Origin of the sequence: Capnocytophaga sp. ARDL2 (genome assembly GCF_041530365.1) — a bacterium.
Taxonomy (GTDB): Bacteria; Bacteroidota; Bacteroidia; order Flavobacteriales; family Flavobacteriaceae; genus Flavobacterium.
The window spans coordinates 328,774-348,155 of the sequence record NZ_CP168034.1; the positions used below are offsets into that span (position 1 = coordinate 328,774).

Annotated in this window: 8 protein-coding genes; 2 read left to right on the top strand and 6 right to left on the bottom strand. The window is 37.6% G+C overall.

Annotated features, from left to right (window positions below; all coding sequences use genetic code 11):
• Window position 1 precedes the first annotated feature (1 nt).
• From AB4865_RS01660 to AB4865_RS01685, 6 genes are all read right to left on the bottom strand, one after another.
• Window positions 2–934 (bottom strand): type IX secretion system membrane protein PorP/SprF, encoded by a 933-nt coding sequence (locus AB4865_RS01660; protein ID WP_372473980.1) that lies wholly within the window; start codon window positions 932–934, stop codon window positions 2–4.
• A 16-nt stretch (window positions 935–950) separates the two neighbouring features.
• Window positions 951–13,130, bottom strand: a complete 12,180-nt coding sequence (locus AB4865_RS01665; RefSeq protein ID WP_372474001.1) for an Ig-like domain-containing protein — start codon at window positions 13,128–13,130, stop codon at window positions 951–953.
• A gap of 219 nt (window positions 13,131–13,349) precedes the next feature.
• A complete protein-coding gene (locus AB4865_RS01670) occupies window positions 13,350–14,228 on the bottom strand; it encodes an IS982 family transposase (RefSeq protein WP_372472445.1) in 879 nt (292 codons plus the stop codon).
• Between the two features lie 626 nt (window positions 14,229–14,854).
• Window positions 14,855–16,138 carry a UDP-N-acetylmuramoyl-tripeptide--D-alanyl-D-alanine ligase gene (gene murF, locus AB4865_RS01675; protein ID WP_372474002.1) on the bottom strand — a complete coding sequence of 428 codons (1,284 nt, stop codon included), beginning with the start codon at window positions 16,136–16,138 and terminating at the stop codon, window positions 14,855–14,857.
• 14 nt (window positions 16,139–16,152) lie between these two features.
• Window positions 16,153–16,587, bottom strand: coding sequence for a hypothetical protein (locus tag AB4865_RS01680; RefSeq protein ID WP_372474003.1), 435 nt, complete (start codon window positions 16,585–16,587; stop codon window positions 16,153–16,155).
• Window positions 16,588–17,853 (bottom strand): TlpA family protein disulfide reductase, encoded by a 1,266-nt coding sequence (locus AB4865_RS01685; RefSeq protein ID WP_372474004.1) that lies wholly within the window; start codon window positions 17,851–17,853, stop codon window positions 16,588–16,590.
• A 131-nt stretch (window positions 17,854–17,984) separates the two neighbouring features.
• Here AB4865_RS01685 and AB4865_RS01690 point away from each other — a divergent pair, with 131 nt between their 5' ends.
• Both AB4865_RS01690 and AB4865_RS01695 read left to right on the top strand, forming a co-directional pair.
• Window positions 17,985–18,491, top strand: a complete 507-nt coding sequence (locus AB4865_RS01690; protein WP_372474005.1) for a CvpA family protein — start codon at window positions 17,985–17,987, stop codon at window positions 18,489–18,491.
• Window positions 18,492–18,619: 128 nt separating this feature from the next.
• Window positions 18,620–19,333, top strand: a complete 714-nt coding sequence (locus AB4865_RS01695; RefSeq protein ID WP_372474006.1) for a tRNA1(Val) (adenine(37)-N6)-methyltransferase — start codon at window positions 18,620–18,622, stop codon at window positions 19,331–19,333.
• The last annotated feature ends 49 nt before the right edge of the window (window positions 19,334–19,382 follow it).

Here is a 19,382-nt window from a genome sequence, read left to right on the forward strand (position 1 = left end):
TTTAGAAGAAACGTGGCGAATTTACGCGACGATACTTTTTAAACAATTCATATCGCAAGAACACCTCATGTGAGCCGCTGTTGTAGGTATGCAATTTCGTCGTCTCCGAGTCATACGCATATCCTATAAACAACTCGTCTGTCAAATGAAAACCTGCTAATGCACTCCAGGCTGCACTCCATCTGTAACCCGCTCCTAATACCAACTTGTCGTGGATCAAGAAATTTCCTGTTACATCGGCTTGCAACGGTGCTCCTTCTACTGCTTTTAACAAAAAGGCAGGCTTGAATTTCAACATCGGGTTTACTTCAAAAACATGCCCTCCCGTTAGGAAAAAGTGCATGCGTTGGTTCATCGAACTATAAACCCCTTCGTCAAATCGATTGTTCTCCAAAAAGTTCGGAACTGACAATCCTAAATACGTATTGTCGTTGTGCCAGTAAACTCCGGCTCCGATATTTGGTGTAAATTGATTCTCAATATTTGCTGCCAAATACGGATCGTTTGGATGTGCTGCTTTCAAACGGCTATATTCTACGTTTAAAAAGTTCGCTGTTCCTTTGATACCAAAACTCAATTTACTTCCTCTTTGGTTTAAATCCACAGTATATGAAACATCGATACTAGCTGTGTTTTCCTCTGTAACCCCCAAACGGTCATTTACAAAACTCAAGCCAATACCCAATTTTGACCCCTCTATCGGAGTGTGAATTGAAAATGCATTGGTTGTAGGGGCACCATCCAATCCTACCCATTGGGTACGATGTAACCCAAATACACTCAACACGCCTCTATTTCCCGCATATGCTGGGTTGATATTTACCGTGTTGTACATGTAATTTGTGTATTGAGGATCTTGTTGGGAGTGTGCTTGTGCACACCCCAACAAGATTACTCCCAATAGCATCTTGTTTATTTTACTTGATACTTTCATTATAATCTAGCTATTATTATTTGGTTTCTAAGTGGATGAATCCTGCTTGGTCTATGTTATAAACCTCACCGTTACCCAAGTCTAACGCGTATTTAACTACATAGTAGTAAGTACCTGTTGGTAACATTGAGCCTTGTGATATCGTAACTCGTCCGTTTGAGTATCCCTCGAATACATTTCCTTTTGAGTTATAGTTATCTGTCTCATATACCAATACTCCCCATCTGTTGTAGATCTCTACTCGGTTGCCTGGATAACACTCTATACCATCCAATACCAAATAGTCGTTCAATTTGTCTCCATTTGGCGTTACCACATTGGTAATCTCTACTGGACATGACAAGTTGATTGTCTGAGTATAGCTCATAGAGTTTCCACACTCGTCTGTAGCTGTCCATGTACGTAATATCGCGTATTTCGTTACACATTCTCCTGGTACTACTTCGTCGTTGATTGAGTATGTAACATCTCCACAGTTGTCCTTAGCTTCTAATTTCTCAGCTTCTTTCAAATCTTCACATCTGATAAAGATCTCTTTCGCTGGTAAGGTAGAAACAAACTCCGGTGCGGTAGTATCTTGTACTATTACTACCTGTGTATGTACTGCTTGGTTACCACATGCATCAGTAGCTGTCCATGTTCTTCTCAATGTGTAATTGCTTGCACAATTTCCATCTTTACGAACTTCTTCAAACACTACTTCTACATCTGAACAATCTTCTACAGTCAATACTGGAACCGATGGTACTGCATCACACTCTACTGTTACGTCTTGTGGCAATGCTTCTACAAACGTTGGTGCTACTGTATCTACAACTGTAATCTCTTGAGTTACTTGACGCTCGTTTCCACAGCTGTCAACCACTGTCCATGTTCTGTAAATAGATTTACCTGTACAGTTCTCCTTATCTTCAACAACTACATCTTCGTAAGTAATCGTCGATACGTCGATTCTACATGGTGCGTTGTCTGCATCTCCAAATTCTGCCGCATCTGTTGGATAGTCTTCACCACATTCGATGGTTACATCTGCCGGTGCTAAATCTACCACCACATAAGCCACAGCCGACGAACAGTTGCTTACCGGTGCTGTATTCGTACAGATTGTATACGGATACGCATAAACTCCTGCTGCTACCGTAGGATCAATTGTAATGATTCCTGTATCTGGATCCATCGTAATCTTACCTGGTACTGGCGATTCTCCTGGAGTCAATACTACCATTGGTTGTCCTGCTGCTCCAAACTCAATCGCTTCTCCATTTAACAAGTCGTTGTTGTTTACTACATTAATTTCTGTAACCCCTCCTATACGACCGTCAAATGAAATATACCAATCATCTTTCGCTTCAATTGTAAACGGACTCACTGTAATATACACTGTTGCTGTATCACATGCTTGTGGTGTTCCGTTATCACAGATTGTATACTCAAACTGATCTGGTCCTGCAAATCCATTGTTTGGTGTGTATGTAAATGTTCCGTCTGGATTCATTACTACAACTCCATTTGATGGTTGTGTATTTCCTGTTACTGTTTGAGCGTGTCCTTCTGGATCTGTATCGTTAGCCAATACATTTCCTGTGATCACATTATTTTGTGGCCCATTGTACGCATCGTCGTTTGCGATTGTTACATTCACGCCCGCTGGTACATCTTTTACTTCTACTGTTACTGTAGCTGTATCACATGCCTGAGGTGTGCCGTTATCACAAATTTCATATACAAACGAATCTGTTCCTACAAAACCTGCTGAAGGTGTATAAGTAATCGTTCCATTTTGGTTTACTACTACTGTTCCGTTCGTAGGTTGTGTAGTTACCTCAGTTACTGTGAATGTATTTCCTTCTTGATCGAAGTCGTTCGCCTTAACATTTACTGTTACTGCCACATCTTTCGTCGTAACTGCTGTATCATCGTTTGCTACTACTGTGTTTACTCCTGCTACTGGCAATGGCAATACTTCGATTGTTAATGTCGCTGTATCACATGCCGGTACTGGTGTTACATCATCACATACTTTGTACTCGTAAACTACTGTTCCTGTAAAGTTGTTTGCAGGTGTAAAGGTATATGTTCCGTCTACATTGAATACTAAATTGTGTCCTCCTTGTGTTGGTGAAGTCAACAATTCAAAGCTTGACAACTCATCTCCTTGTGGATCTTCGTCGTTTGTTGAAACATTACCGCTTACTGCTGTGTTTACAAATGTATTATTGATGTCATTCTTAGCATCTACTGTGTTTGGACTTACCACAATGTATACTGTTGCTGTATCACATGCTTGTGGTGTTCCGTTATCACATTTAACATACGTAAACTGATCTGGTCCTACAAATCCATTGTTTGGTGTGTATGTAAATGTTCCGTCTGGATTCATTACTACAACTCCATTTGATGGTTGTGTATTTCCTGTTACTGTTTGAGCGTGTCCTTCTGGATCTGTATCATTTGTCAATACATTTCCTGTGATCACATTATTTTGTGGTCCGTTGAACACATCATCGTTAGCGATTGTTACATTCACTCCCGCTGGTACATCTTTTACTTCTACTGTTACTGTAGCTGTATCACATGCCTGAGGTGTGCCGTTATCACAAATTTTATATACAAACGAATCTGTTCCTACAAAACCTGCTGAAGGTGTATAAGTAATCGTTCCATTTTGGTTTACTACTACTGTTCCGTTCGTAGGTTGTGTAGTTACCTCAGTTACTGTGAATGTATTTCCTTCTTGATCGAAGTCGTTTGCCTTAACATTTACTGTTACTGCTACATCTTTCGTCGTAACTGCTGTATCATCGTTTGCTACTACTGTGTTTACTCCTGCTACTGGCAACGGCAATACTTCGATTGTTAATGTCGCTGTATCACATGCCGGTACTGGTGTTACATCATCACATACTTTGTACTCGTAAACTACTGTTCCTGTAAAGTTGTTTGCAGGTGTAAAGGTATATGTTCCGTCTACATTGAATACTAAATTGTGTCCTCCTTGTGTTGGTGAAGTCAACAATTCAAAGCTTGACAACTCATCTCCTTGTGGATCTTCGTCGTTTGTTGAAACATTACCGCTTACTGCTGTGTTTACAAATGTATTATTGATGTCATTCTTAGCATCTACTGTGTTTGGACTTACCACAATGTATACTGTTGCTGTATCACATGCTTGTGGTGTTCCGTTATCACATTTAACATACGTAAACTGATCTGGTCCTACAAATCCATTGTTTGGTGTGTATGTAAATGTTCCGTCTGGATTCATTACTACAACTCCATTTGATGGTTGTGTATTTCCTGTTACTGTTTGAGCGTGTCCTTCTGGATCTGTATCGTTTGTCAATACATTTCCTGTTATCACATTATTTTGTGGTCCGTTGAACACATCATCGTTAGCGATTGTTACATTCACTCCCGCTGGTACATCTTTTACTTCTACTGTTACTGTAGCTGTATCACATGCTTGTGGTGTTCCGTTATCACAAATTTCATATACAAACGAATCTGTTCCTACAAAACCTGCTGAAGGTGTATAAGTAATCGTTCCATTTTGGTTTACTACTACTGTTCCGTTCGTAGGTTGTGTAGTTACCTCAGTTACTGTGAATGTATTTCCTTCTTGATCGAAGTCGTTTGCCTTAACATTTACTGTTACTGCTACATCTTTCGTCGTAACTGCTGTATCATCGTTTGCTACTACTGTGTTTACTCCTGCTACTGGCAATGGCAATACTTCGATTGTTAATGTCGCTGTATCACATGCCGGTACTGTTGCATTATCACATACTTTATATTCGTAAACTACTGTTCCTGTAAAGTTGTTTGCAGGTGTAAAGGTATATGTTCCGTCTACATCGAATACTAAATTGTGTCCTCCTTGTGTTGATGAAGTCAACAATTCAAAGCTTGACAACTCATCTCCTTGTGGATCTTCGTCGTTTGTTGAAACATTACCGCTTACTGCTGTGTTTACAAATGTATTATTGATGTCATTCTTAGCATCTACTGTGTTTGGTGCTACTGGCACAGTTACAGTTGCTGTATCACAAATACTCGTACTTGGTACACAGATTTTATAGGTTATCGTATAGTTACCTGCTGGTGTTCCTGCTGGTACACTTACCTCTCCTGTTGATGGATCTAATGTAGGTACTGATCCTCCATTGATTGGCGTCGCTTCTGTTACTACTGTAAGCGTTACCTCTGATGGATTGGTAATTGATCCTCCGTTTTTAGTATCGTTAGTCAATACATTAATAACGTTCGTTGCTCCATTTCCACTATGTACCGGTGTAGGTACTACATCGTCTTGAGCATCTATTGTATTTACCAATACTGTTACAGTTGCTGTATCACAGTTTGATGGATTTAACTGCTCACAGATTTTATAATCTATAGTATAAGTTCCTGCTGGTGTTCCTGCTGGTACGCTTACCTCTCCTGTTGATGGATTCAACTCTGGAACGCTAGCTCCTGATGTAGCTGGCGTAGCTCCTGTTACCACCGTAATAGCTACCTTATCTATAGTCGCCGTTGCTCCATTCAAAGTATCGTTGGTCAATACATTTCCTAATGTAGCTCCGTTTGCTCCATTTACTGGTGTACTTGTATAATCGTCGTTTACAGCGTTGATCTCTGCCGCTCTTACTGGCACAGTTACAGTTGCTGTATCACAAATACTCGTACTTGGTACACAGATTTTATAGGTTATCGTATAGTTACCTGCTGGTGTTCCTGCTGGTACACTTACCTCTCCTGTTGATGGATCTAACGTAGGTACTGGTCCTCCATTGATTGGTGTCGCTTCTGTTACTACTGTAAGCGTTACCTCTGATGGATCGGCAATTGAACCTCCGTCTTTCGTATCATTGGTCAATACATTCACAACATTCGTTGCTCCATCTGCTCCGTTTACCGGTGTAGGTACTACATCGTCTTGAGCATCTATTGTATTTACCAATACTGTTACAGTTGCTGTATCACAGTTTGATGGATTCAACTGCTCACAAATTTTATAATCTATAGTATAAGTTCCTGCTGGTGTTCCTGCTGGTACGCTTACCTCTCCTGTTGATGGATTCAACTCTGGAACGCTAGCTCCTGATGTAGCTGGCGTAGCTCCTGTTACCACCGTAATAGCTACCTTATCTATAGTCGCCGTTGCTCCATTCAAAGTATCGTTGGTCAATACATTTCCTAATGTAGCTCCGTTTACTCCATTTACTGGTGTACTTGTATAATCGTCGTTTACAGCGTTGATCTCTGCCGCTCTTACTGGCACAGTTACAGTTGCTGTATCACAAATACTCGTACTTGGTACACAGATTTTATAGGTTATCGTATAGTTACCTGCTGGTGTTCCTGCTGGTACACTTACCTCTCCTGTTGATGGATTTAACGTAGGTACTGGTCCTCCATTGATTGGTGTCGCTTCTGTTACTACTGTAAGCGTTACCTCTGATGGATCGGCAATTGAACCTCCGTCTTTCGTATCATTGGTCAATACATTCACAACATTCGTTGCTCCATCTGCTCCGTTTACCGGTGTAGGTACTACATCGTCTTGAGCATCTATTGTATTTACCAATACTGTTACAGTTGCTGTATCACAGTTTGATGGATTCAACTGCTCACAAATTTTATAATCTATAGTATAAGTTCCTGCTGGTGTTCCTGCTGGTACGCTTACCTCTCCTGTTGATGGATTCAACTCTGGAACGCTAGCTCCTGATGTAGCTGGCGTAGCTCCTGTTACCACCGTGATAGCTACCTTATCTATAGTCGCCGTTGCTCCATTCAAAGTATCGTTGGTCAATACATTTCCTAATGTAGCTCCGTTTGCTCCATTTACTGGTGTACTTGTATAATCGTCGTTTACAGCGTTGATCTCTGCCGCTTTTACTGGTACAGTTACTGTTGCTGTATCACAAATACTCGTACTTGGTACACAGATTTTATAGGTTATCGTATAGTTACCTGCTGGTGTTCCTGCTGGTACACTTACCTCTCCTGTTGATGGATCTAATGTAGGTACTGATCCTCCATTGATTGGCGTCGCTTCTGTTACTACTGTAAGCGTTACCTCTGATGGATCAGTAATTGAACCTCCGTCTTTCGTATCATTGGTCAATACATTCACAACATTCGTTGCTCCATCTGCTCCGTTTACCGGTGTAGGTACTACATCGTCTTGAGCATCTATTGTATTTACCAATACTGTTACAGTTGCTGTATCACAGTTTGATGGATTCAACTGCTCACAAATTTTATAATCTATAGTATAAGTTCCTGCTGGTGTTCCTGCTGGTACGCTTACCTCTCCTGTTGATGGATTCAACTCTGGAACGCTAGCTCCTGATGTAGCTGGCGTAGCTCCTGTTACCACCGTGATAGCTACCTTATCTATAGTCGCCGTTGCTCCATTCAAAGTATCGTTGGTCAATACATTTCCTAATGTAGCTCCGTTTGCTCCATTTACTGGTGTACTTGTATAATCGTCGTTTACAGCGTTGATCTCTGCCGCTCTTACTGGCACAGTTACAGTTGCTGTATCACAAATACTCGTACTTGGTACACAGATTTTATAGGTTATCGTATAGTTACCTGCTGGTGTTCCTGCTGGTACCGATACTTCTCCTGTTGTAGGATTCAATGAAGGTACAGAACCTCCGTTGATAGGTGTCGCTTCTGTTACTACTGTAAGCGTTACTTCTGATGGATTAGTAATTGGTGTTCCATTCTTCGTATCGTTTGTCAATACATTTACAACACCTGTTGCTCCATTGGCTCCGTTTACTGGATTCTGAACAATATCATCTTCTGCATTGATACTTCCTGTAGATTTTATTTCTACCGTATCAAAAGCTGTACAAGGCATTGCATTTGTTACAGTCCATTTCAATTCTGCAGTAGCCCCTACTGGAATCGTTACTTGCGTATTGTATAAAGTAGCATCTGCAATCTGTACCTCCGTAGTTGCTAAAGTTCCTCCATTTACATCCGTTACACTTACTACCGACCACTGACCGTTTTCGCCTGCTGCTGGTTGATTTGCCGCCATTGTAAACGAAGTAACTGTAGAAGCTTGGTCTACTCCTGCATTGGCTACTACTGTTTTTACATCAGCCGTTACCTGTGCTCTTTGTGACTCACATCCGTTAAACGTTTCTGCTACATAATAAACTGTTCCATTTGTCAAAGCAGTTGTTGCTACCAATGGTGTAGTATCTGTAGTATTTGCATACCAATTAAGAGTCGCTCCTACTTGATTTGCTGTTGCTGTCAAATCTGCCACTGTAGCTCCTGAACAGAATGTCTGTGTAGCATCTGCTACTGGTGCTACTGGTCTCACGATATTTACCGTAATAGCTTTCTTCTCAGATTCACAACCGTCTATTGTTTGAGTAGCATAATAAGTACCTGAAACAAGTGGTGTTGTACCTGTTACCTCTTGTCCTTGTGCATTATACCATTTTATAGCTGTTCCTGTAGCCTGCAATTGTGCTACTGTAGCCGAACAGTTGAATGTTTGTGTAGTTTGTGCTACTGGTTGAGCTGTTGTTTTAAGGCTAATAGTTATCGCTTTTCTTTCAGACTCACAACCCAATAAAGCGTCTTTCCAAGCTGCATAGTATTTTATTGCTTGCAAAGGTGTATTTTCATCCAAAGCAGTTCCTCCTGTAGGAGAAGTATACCATTTTACGATTCTGTTGGTATTCAACAAAGCCGTTAGATCTGAAACTTTTGGATGATCTGTACTACAATATTCTTTTGTTGCTTGCAGATTCATTTCTGGGAATGTAAGAACAAACGGAGTATCTTCTTGCAACACCAAGTGTTTGATAGTACAATTTACTGTTGAAGTACACGAAGAACTTGGTATTTGGAATTCAGAATACACCGAATAACCCAGACCTTTCAAATCAACACATTCTATCTGATTGTTTACATGATCGTAAGTTAAACCTGCTTCTTGAATAAGCAACGATTGTCCTTGTATAAGATCTCCTATAAATTTATACACATAAGTATTCGATCCTTGATCATGTGATTCGTACTGAACCTTATCAGCATTTGCCCCTGTAAAAACCGTTTGAGGCGTATCAAACGACCAACCTGTAGGCAATTTGATTGCAATTCTATAAGCACTTGTCAATGGATAATAAACTGCGTTTTGCACTGTATTAGTAAATTGGAAAGTATATTTTCCTTTAACTTGGCCACCTACGGTTTCTGCATAAAGAACTTTTGCTACCTCTTGATTTACTTGTAAAATAGGTTCGTCCGAAGGTGCTCCTTCGATTACCACACGATTGCTAATAGCTCCTGTAATGGCAACTATATCACTACCGCAATAGTTTTTACCTTTTGGATAGAATCCGATTCTTTGTCCTGAACGGAACGAACAATCGTCTTTCAATGACAAAGAAACTTTCACTCGTACCTTTTGTGCTGAATTTAGCTGAACAGTAGCTGGTAAAGTAATCAATATATCCGAAGCTGTAACAGCTACATTTGCATCTGAAATCTGTTGATCTGAAGTTTGTACTCCTGTAGAAAACACTGCTGAATGATAAGCAGATCCAGCAACAAAGTCTAATCCTTCGGCATTTCCTAAAGGAATTCGTACTTTGATATCTTTTGCTAAACCTTGTCCTGAGTTGTTTATTTCTACCTCAAAAGTCAATTGATCACAAAGTTTTGCTCTATTTGCAGCATCGGGTTGCATAACAAAAGACGTTTGCAAACCAGCCGTAGTTTTTGTAAAAGTTACCGGTATTTTCACTGCTTTACACGCTGTTTCAGAAACTGCAGTAGGGTATTCTTCACAAGTATTTCCTACAATTATATTTGCATTTCCGTCTTCACATTGTGTATTGGTTGCTTTTACCAAATAGTACTTGTTTACATTGGTACCAATATCTCCTATTTGATACACTCCATTTACTTTTGTCAACTCAGCACCTATAGTAGCTGATCCTACTGTTGGTCCGTTTATCTCTTGTACCGAAGTAATATTCAAGTCTTGAGAACCTAACCAAACTTTGTTGAAAGTGTGGAATTGCGAAACATTTTGTATGCGTACCACCCATTTCAACTCTTCTGTATTTGATACAGCATCAGCATCTACAACATTACTTGTAAATTTATCCACATCCAACAAATACTTAATCTTCACCTCTTTATTGGTGATTTGATCCTCTACTTCGTAATATGCCTTATTACCAAAATTCGTTTCTGTAGCTGTACCCGACCAAATAAGATTTAATTTAATTTCTTCTTCTGGTTGACTATTACAATTTTTGCGAATCTCAGGAACCAAATACATAGAGACCCCTTCATCTATATTGAGCGAAGGCACATTGAACTTTTCTTTCAATATCTCTTGTAAATCAAAGTCATAATCTTGACCACTCACTGGAGTAGGTAAGGTTACCACCGATTGAGGTAACTGAGCATGAGTAATTGAACTCGTTCCTTGATTTGATACTGCCATACGCATACCTGTCATAGTCAATCCTTCTGGTACCGAAACCCTCAATTTTTTGAACTGTACAAATTGACGGTTTTCGTTGTTAAAGGCTGCATTCATATTCCCATTTCCATTCAATATAATATGAGCTGCAACACCTGGCGAATTGATGGCATTATCTCCAGTACCTCCTGGTTTTCCATTCAGCACACGACAATCAATTAACTTGCTTCCTGCCGATGTATAATTATAAACATTAAAAGTAACACGAGATATTACATACACTCCATTTACTTTTTGTTTTGCTCCACATTGATATTTCTCTCCGTCTTGCTCATGTAAGAAATAAAATTCTGGATTAAACGTACGAGTAGTTGGTACAGTAACATTCATATTTCTTGGCTTGATTACCAACGAAGCTCTCAGCTCGTCATCGGCCAAGAAATGTGTAATTGTACCATTATTTAAACCTAAAGTAGTTGCGTCAAAATCCAAACTCACTTTATTGCCTGTGATCGTCAAAGGTAAATTTTCTACCACATAGGTTTGTCCGCCTCGTTTCAACTCAAACTTACCACTATTTTCCAAAACAATAGTAGAAATATCTGTACTAGACCCTTCTGTCAGATTATCAGGCATATCGAATTCGAAACGACCTTTTTTCCATTCAGTAGTAGGCGAATCTGAACCATAAACAACTTTTCCTTTATGACTGATTTCTACTCTATCTAACACATGGAAAATATTTCCGTTGATATCATCTACTGCTGGATCTACCGTCTGTAAAGGATAAACTGGCTTTCCGCTATCGTCTGGAGTTGGTGATTTATATCCTAAATCCAAACGCATCGCTTTGGCTTCGCCCAACTGAATCCCTCCTTTTTCACAAGTAGTAGAACATCCTGTAGGAATCAGATTGACTGTTGTACAAGGTGACTTGAAAAGATTTGGATTTGAGTCTTCACAACCATAACTTCTCTTTATCTCGGTATGCACCTTGTACCAAGCTTCTTCAGAGCAGGTATAAGTAGTTTTGAATTGGAAAACACCTCCTCGAGCGTCCAACTCTCCGGCATAAGGAATTTTATAACGCCATATTTTTGAGCCATTTGTTCCAGTTTCAGGACCACTCATTGTAGTATTTGCAAACACACCTCCATTAGACTTTGTAAGAAGCATACTACCTGTAGTAATGTCTAAAGATGGTGAGGTTTCTACCACTATTTCAAAATAGTCGCCTGCTTTTGAATTTCCTGGACTATGATAAATATTCGAACGTAATTTTACAGGAATTTCCTGACCATGAACAGCCGAAAACGACGACTCATGTGTCAGACCATAATAATTATTTACGGCTGACTGCGTCGTTCTATTTCCTCCATCATATGTTATAGCTGCCCCACAAGTATTGGCACTTTGATAGGTTGCTACTCTTTGTACGTAACCAAGATTGAATATATTTGGTTTGTTTTCACATGCAACAGTTGACAAATAATTGTTGTTACGCAACTTAAATCTCAAATAATAGATTTTACCAGGCTCTATCGTAGGAATCGTGACAACCATCGATCTAACTTTTCCGTTAGCACCTGTCAAGCTTGCATTTTGTTGCGTATGGTACTCTTTCTGTGCATCAGTCTGAATAGTAGCCCCTGAGAAATTCTCATTTTCAGACAATTCGTACTGATCATAGAAGAAAGTAGAAAAACTTGCATTATCGCCTATCGTCCAAATCGTAAATTTATAATTCAGAGCAGTAGCCTGTCCTTCATTTTCGATTTTAAAAATTCGATAATAATCTGTATCTAAACAATACCTATTAGCAGGTCTTGAACCATTAGCTTCCGACTCTGACCAATTATTATGTATCACCACCTTAGGTCTTACCGTGGTATCGATAGAGTTTTGGACATTTACCTTTGCGTTGTTTTGCCCTTGATAAGTACACTCTTGATACACAGTACCACAACCATAAACAGCCTCATAGCTTTCTGTAAGGTTTTCACAAGAATTGATTTTTACTTTTCTTGTAAAAGACACCTCTTGACCTGGGGCTAAAGATGTTGCACCTTGGGCAGCAAAGGTATATTCATTATTTGAATACGTTACCGTCCAACCTGAAACTGTAGGAGTAGCTGTAGAAATCAATTGTAGGCCCGCTCCTAAAGTAGCTTTTACTTTAAAGTTTTTTAAAGTCCCATTTCCAGTGTTTCTTACCTTGATGGTACGCTCGATCTCTGCTCCTACTGGTTTTACAGAAGTAGCAGGAGTAACCGTAGTTTGCAAAACTGCAAAATTTACATTGATTGCCTGACCAAAACCAGACTGATTTTGAGTAGCTCCTCCAGCACAACTATCCAAAAGCAACTGATAGGTCATCTTTGGCTTTTGGTCTGGTGCGACTGATGCGGTTGCAATCGTTTCGCAGTTTGCCTTTGCCTTAAACGACACCTTAAAGTTTTGAGCTCCTACTGTAGAAGTTGCTTGCGGTATGTTTAAAGCAATTGTAAGCTCTTGCCCTGTATATGATTCGTAAGTAGCCGTAGCTCCGATAGTGTTTTGAGAAACACTTACAGAATTTGGCTCATAAACAAACCCTCCTGGCAAGATTACTTTCAGCTTAGCAGACGAACAAGCCGTACCTCCGTTTCGCACTGTAACTGTATAGGTGTCTGGATCTCCACAAGCACTTGGCGTAGGAGAGTTGTCCTCATTTACCAACAAAGTAGGCCACGCTCCATAAGAACCTCCACTGGGTGGTGGCCGTTCTCGGGCCGCCTATTGTTCCTCCGTTTTGCCCAAAAGAAAATGCAGACATACAGAAAAAGAGCACTATGGCGTACAACCATCTAAACTGCCTTTTCAAAAATAATTTTTCTTTTTGCATAAAAAAAATTTAGTTAAACAATTAATTAAAATAAAAGACTCAACCCGTTGTGCATTTTAAATTATACTTGCTTTAATTTTATTTATTTCCTTTTTTAATACAAATTTGTTAATGTATTGAATTAAGGTTAAAGCAGTTATTTTACTGATAATTCGTGTTTTAAAACCGTTGAATGATTTAGCATAATTCCTTTTAATCATAAATTGATCACAAAGTTGAGAAAATAGAGTTTCGATTCTTTTTCTCTTCTTTTTGAATAAATAAAATTGAGGTTTGTAATCTTTTTGATTTATTCTTTTAGGTGTATCTAACTGAATAGTAGCAGTGTTAAACAAATCTAATTGATATTGTGACGATATATAACCTCTATCACCAATCAAAACGCAATTTTGAATTTGAGAACTAACATCTTTTAAATAATGAACATCGTGAACAGATGCTGGAGTCATATCTAAACTTTGTACAATACCTTCTATTGAACAGATTATGTGTAATTTATATCCAAAATAATGTAACTTCTGACTAGCACAAAAACCATAATCAGGATATGAAAAACTTTCGTCTCTACAAATTTTACTTCTCATTGCTCTAGCATTTTCACATATTTTCAAAGGCATACTATCAATTACAAAATAACTCTCCTCTCTATTAAAACACATTGCAAGTTTTTCCCTAATCTGATTTATATAATAAAAAAGATTTCGTTTTCTTTTGTTATAAACACTTCTTTCTATTTTGTTTTTCAAAGAATTAGGTATTTTTCTAAAGAGTTGTAATTCACTATCAATACTTAAATATTCTGCTGTTAAATTTAAACTCACCAATTCTAAATCACTCATTTTTGGCTTTCTCCTTTGATAAGGTAAAAGTTGATGAGGAAAAAAATCTTCTAAAACTTCTAAAATTCTTTCGTATATTTGCTCTAAGTTGTTCATTTTTTATTTGTTTTAGCGAACTAAATATACTGAATTTCAGTTAAATGAACAACTTTTTTTATTTTATTTCATAATGCACAACAGGTGACTCACTATTTGTCTCAACCCGAGAGTTGTTTAGAAAAGATTTTTTTGCCTCACTCATAATCAGCAATTCTTCTTACGTAACAGACTCTTTAGTAAAGAAAAACAATTTCATCTTTTATACCGTATAGTTATCTTACTATAAAGGTAACTATTTTTTTATATATTTTTTAACCTAATTAGGTTCTTTATATTTTTTGCTTATTTTTTTTATTTCTTTGTTTTAAAAAAATAATACAACATGTATCTTCACTTACCTAGAAAAGAGGTAGGCGACACATCAACAATCTTGCCGTTTTTTTCAAAAAACAGCCTTCGTGTCTTTTTTTTATTTAATTTAACAACTGCTATTTCATCTACAACAAATGATTAATGTTTTTTGTTCTATATTTTCAGACCAAATATTTTTATCGTTTTTTGAAAAACACACAACAAGTGTTTTAAACTTCTAATGTATAAGGATGCTCTTAAACTTATTTGTTTTTTTACTTAAATTTTGAATTATACCCAAGTGGATATCTTATATAAAAAAAGGATAGTCTTTACAATAAGTCAATCAATCGCTCCAAAGACATTCCTCGAGAACCTTTGATTAAAATCGTTTTTCCACTTGTTTTTTCATTTTCTAAATATTTTTTCAAGATATCGAAATCTTCAAAAAACTGTAAATTTTCACTTTCCTGTTTTATTTGATAAAATTGCTTTCCTACAAAATAGCAAGACAATGGTGTCTGTTTCACTTTTTCTACCAACAAAAGATGTTCATTTTCACTTTCTACTCCCAATTCAAACATATCGCCCAAAATCATCATTTTGTTATCGGCGGACAATTGAGCGAAATTTTCTACTGCGACCGCCATACTACTCGGATTGGCATTGTAGGCATCGAGCAACAATTTATTATTTGTTGTGGTCATCCATTGCGAACGGTTGTTTTTGGGTTTGTACTCCTCAATCGCCGATTGAATTTCCTCTGGGGCAACTCCAAAATACTCTCCAATTGCAATTGCCGCACATATATTAGATATATTGTACTTTCCCGTCAATTGTGATTGGATTTCTTTTCCTTTATAGACCACTTTTACCATGGGTTGAGCCGTTGCTTCTTTGATTATTACTTTTGCCGATGGATTATTTATTCCAAACGAAACTGCATCTATTCCAATTGATTTTTCTACTTGCAAAGTATCGTCTGCATTGACAAAAACGGTTTTATGGTTTTCTCTCAGATAATCATACAACTCACTTTTTCCTTTGATTACCCCCTCTACTCCGCCAAAACCTTCGAGGTGAGCTTTACCAAAATTGGTAATATATCCATAATCAGGCAAGGTTATTTCACACAACTGCTCAATTTCTTTTTGATGATTAGCTCCCATTTCTACAATTGCCAAATCTGCTTCTTCTGAAATCGAAAGCAATGTCAATGGCACTCCTATGTGATTGTTGAGATTGCCTACTGTAGCTGTGGTATTGTATTTTTTTGACAATACCGCATGAATCAACTCCTTAGTTGTGGTTTTTCCGTTGCTTCCCGTAAGGGCAATAATAGGCAGTCCTATTTGGTGACGGTGATAACTTGCCAATCCCTGCAAAGCTGTCAACACATCAGGTACGAGTAGCATTTTTTCGCTATCGGTGATGAGTTTGGGATTGTCCATCACGGCATATTTCGCCCCTTTTTTTAGGGCTTCTTCCGCTAATTGATTGGCATCAAAATTTGGACCTTTCAATGCAAAAAACATACAATCGGATGTGATTGTACGTGTGTCAGTAGATATTCCATCTACTGCTAAAAAATATTTGTATAATTCTTCTGGTCTCATTTTGATCGTTTGCTCTACGGGCGTTCTACTTGTTTTTTAAAATTTTCAATATCATTTACACTTATCAAAAAAGTTTTTGTTGATTTGGTTCGCAAAAGCACTCCTTTTCCCCAGCGTGTATTGTAAAGCGTATCTCCGTCTGGAGTAACTCGTATTCCTACTCCATACCAAAAGGGTATATTTTGCAGTTTGACAACAGAAATTTTATCTAATGCTATTTTCTTTTTGATAATCCCTATACCAAAGCTGATTTCTAATTCTTTTTTGTCAGTAATTTTCAAATCCAATTTGTAAAACAACAAAAAAGCTAACAAATTTATCAGCGAAGGTAGGAGCATAGTCGATGGTAGATTTCCTCCTTCTTTACTTGCGATTACATACACAACCACCGTTACCAAAACAATAAAGACATATAGTATTATGGTATATTGTGTTTCTATTTTTTTCATCTATATGGTGTCTAAAAACTCTATGAACGAATTGGTAGTACGGATAATTGTGTTGTTTTCATCGAGCAAAAAGAAAGTAGGCGTGGCTGAAATGCTAAATATCTGTACGCTTTCGGCTTTCCACCCTTTGATTTCGCTATCGCTAATCCATGGTAAGGATTGGGCTACATTATGAAAATTTGCTTTTTCGTCTTCCAATGCAATTCCGATGACTTCTATCCCCTTTGTTTTTAGTTTGTTGTAGTTTTCTACGATTACTGGCAACTCGGTCATACAATGGCTACAAGTCGTTGACCAAAAAAACACCAATTTTCTATCGGCTTTTATCTCAGCTATACTTTTTACTTTGGCATTGAGAGCGTTGTTGGTAAATGTATAATTGGGAAATTTTGCTCCGATTTCCACTTTTTTCAAGCCCGAAACCGTTTGTTCCAACAGTTGATTGCTACACGACATAGCTGCGGCTTTTTGTAAATAATGATGTTTTAAATCGTCTAATTGATACAAGTGAAAAATACTGAGCAATTCCGCTAAAATCACTTGCCCACGATTGGAATTTACATCCGCCAATTCGAGCATATCGTCAATATCTTTGACTGGATTGGACTTTGAAATTTTATTCATAAAATTGGAAACAATCGGTCTGACCAATCCCGAATTTTCAAATCGTCCATCGGGCGTTGCGAAAAACCTCATCAAATCGCTTAGCAAAAAACTACTATCCGTTGCATAAGGCAAAACCTCTTGATAATAATACAAATACGGATGTTCAACTTTGCCAAACGACATGCCCTTTGACAAATAATCTCGTTCTTTTTTTAGCGATTGATAAAACTCATCCTCTGGTTGATATTGCTTGAGTAACTCTTCCAAATAAGGCAATGTTTGTTTTTTTCGTGTACTCAACAATTGAAATTCATTAAACAATCGATTAGATGTATCTTTAAATTCAACTTTAGAAAATTCACCTGCCTCATTGTGAATAAATATTTCTATCGGCTGATTTTCCGAAATCATTCGCACATTTTTTTTCACCGTTGGAAAATACAATTTCATAGCCCCAATATATCGCTCAGGCACTTTTATTTCCCATTCATTTCCCTTTCTTTCTGCCGAAGTCAAAAACATTTCCTTACTCCCCTCAAAGGAATACACAAAAACCTTTTGTTCTTGCAACTTTGCGGTCGTTTTGATAGTAATATCAAACTGTGAATATCCTTGTTTCACAGCAAATAACACACAAAAAATCAATAGAATATTTTTCATAAAACAAAGTTAATAAAATAATTCTAATTTACAAAAGAATTTCTTGTAAACAACTGACAATCACAATAAAAAACTTTTTTATTCTATAAAAAAAGAGTTGATTTTATTCCTATCTTTGCAAAAAAGTAGTCATGCATTTTATCGATATAATTATTTGTTGTTTGTTGGGATACGCCATGTACAAAGGTTTTAAGAAAGGAGGAATTTCAGCAATTTTGACCTTTATCGCTTTGTTTTTAGGGATTTATGTTTCGGTAAAATTTTCGTTTTTCACTCAGACTTTATTGGAAAATCACACCGAATGGAAAAGAGAATATTTGCCTGTTTTTGCCTTTGCACTCACTTTTATCGGTACTATTTTATTGGTGTTTATCATTGAAAAAATTGCTGTAAAAACCCTGCGAACCCTACACATGGGCTGGCTCAACCGATTGATTGGTGCCACATTCGAAGGCTTGAAAATGGTTTTGCTACTTTCGGTACTTTTAAATTTGTTTGAAAAAATAAACCTCAATCATTTTCTGATTAGCAAAGAGCAGATTAATGCGTCTTTGTTTTATCAGCCCATTCAAGATTTAGCAATGGAAATTTCGCCTATTATCAAAGAATGGTATGAGGAATTTGTGAAAACGCTTTAAAAACAAACAATTTTATATTGTATATTGTATGGTTGTATTCTGTATTAGTTGAGTCATCTTTTTGAATAATGCTATTTTTCTCATTAATACAACCATTTACTTTTTACTAATTTCTAATTACTATATCTATGAAATTCAACTTTAAACAATTCAGCATATCACAAGAAAAAAGTGCTATGAAAGTGGGTACAGACGGTGTTTTATTAGGAGCATGGACACCCATCGACCATGATCCTTATAACATTTTAGACATTGGTGCAGGTACTGGACTGATTGCCTTGATGTTGGCTCAACGAAGTGAAGCCGCACAAATAGACGCTATCGAAGTCGAAGAAGCGGCGTATGAAGAATGTGTAAAAAACTTTGAACAAAGCCCTTGGAACGACCGTTTGTTCTGCTACCACGCCGACTTGGAAGAGTTTACCGACGAGTTTTTTGAAGAAGAAACCTACGATTTGATTGTTTCCAATCCGCCGTTTTTTTCGGAAAACTATTTTTCGGACGATGCTACAAGAAATTTGGCTCGATTTGAAGAAAGTTTACCTCACTACACCCTATTGACTTGTGCAGAAGCCCTGCTTTCAGAATCTGGTGTTTTAGCTTTGATTATCCCCTATAAAGAAGAAGAAAAATGGATTACTTACGCCCAAGAAATCGATTTATTCCCCTTTAAAATTACACGCGTAAAAGGAACGGAACAATCGGAAATCAAGCGAAGTCTATTGGCTTTTTCACGAGAAAATATAGACCCAATCATCGAAGAATTGATCATCGAAGAAAGCCGTCATCAATATACAGAACTCTACAAAAATTTGACAAAGGAATTTTATGTAAAGATGTAACTCATTTTTTTTTATTATCTTTACGCTTTGAATCAAAATTATTATCTTT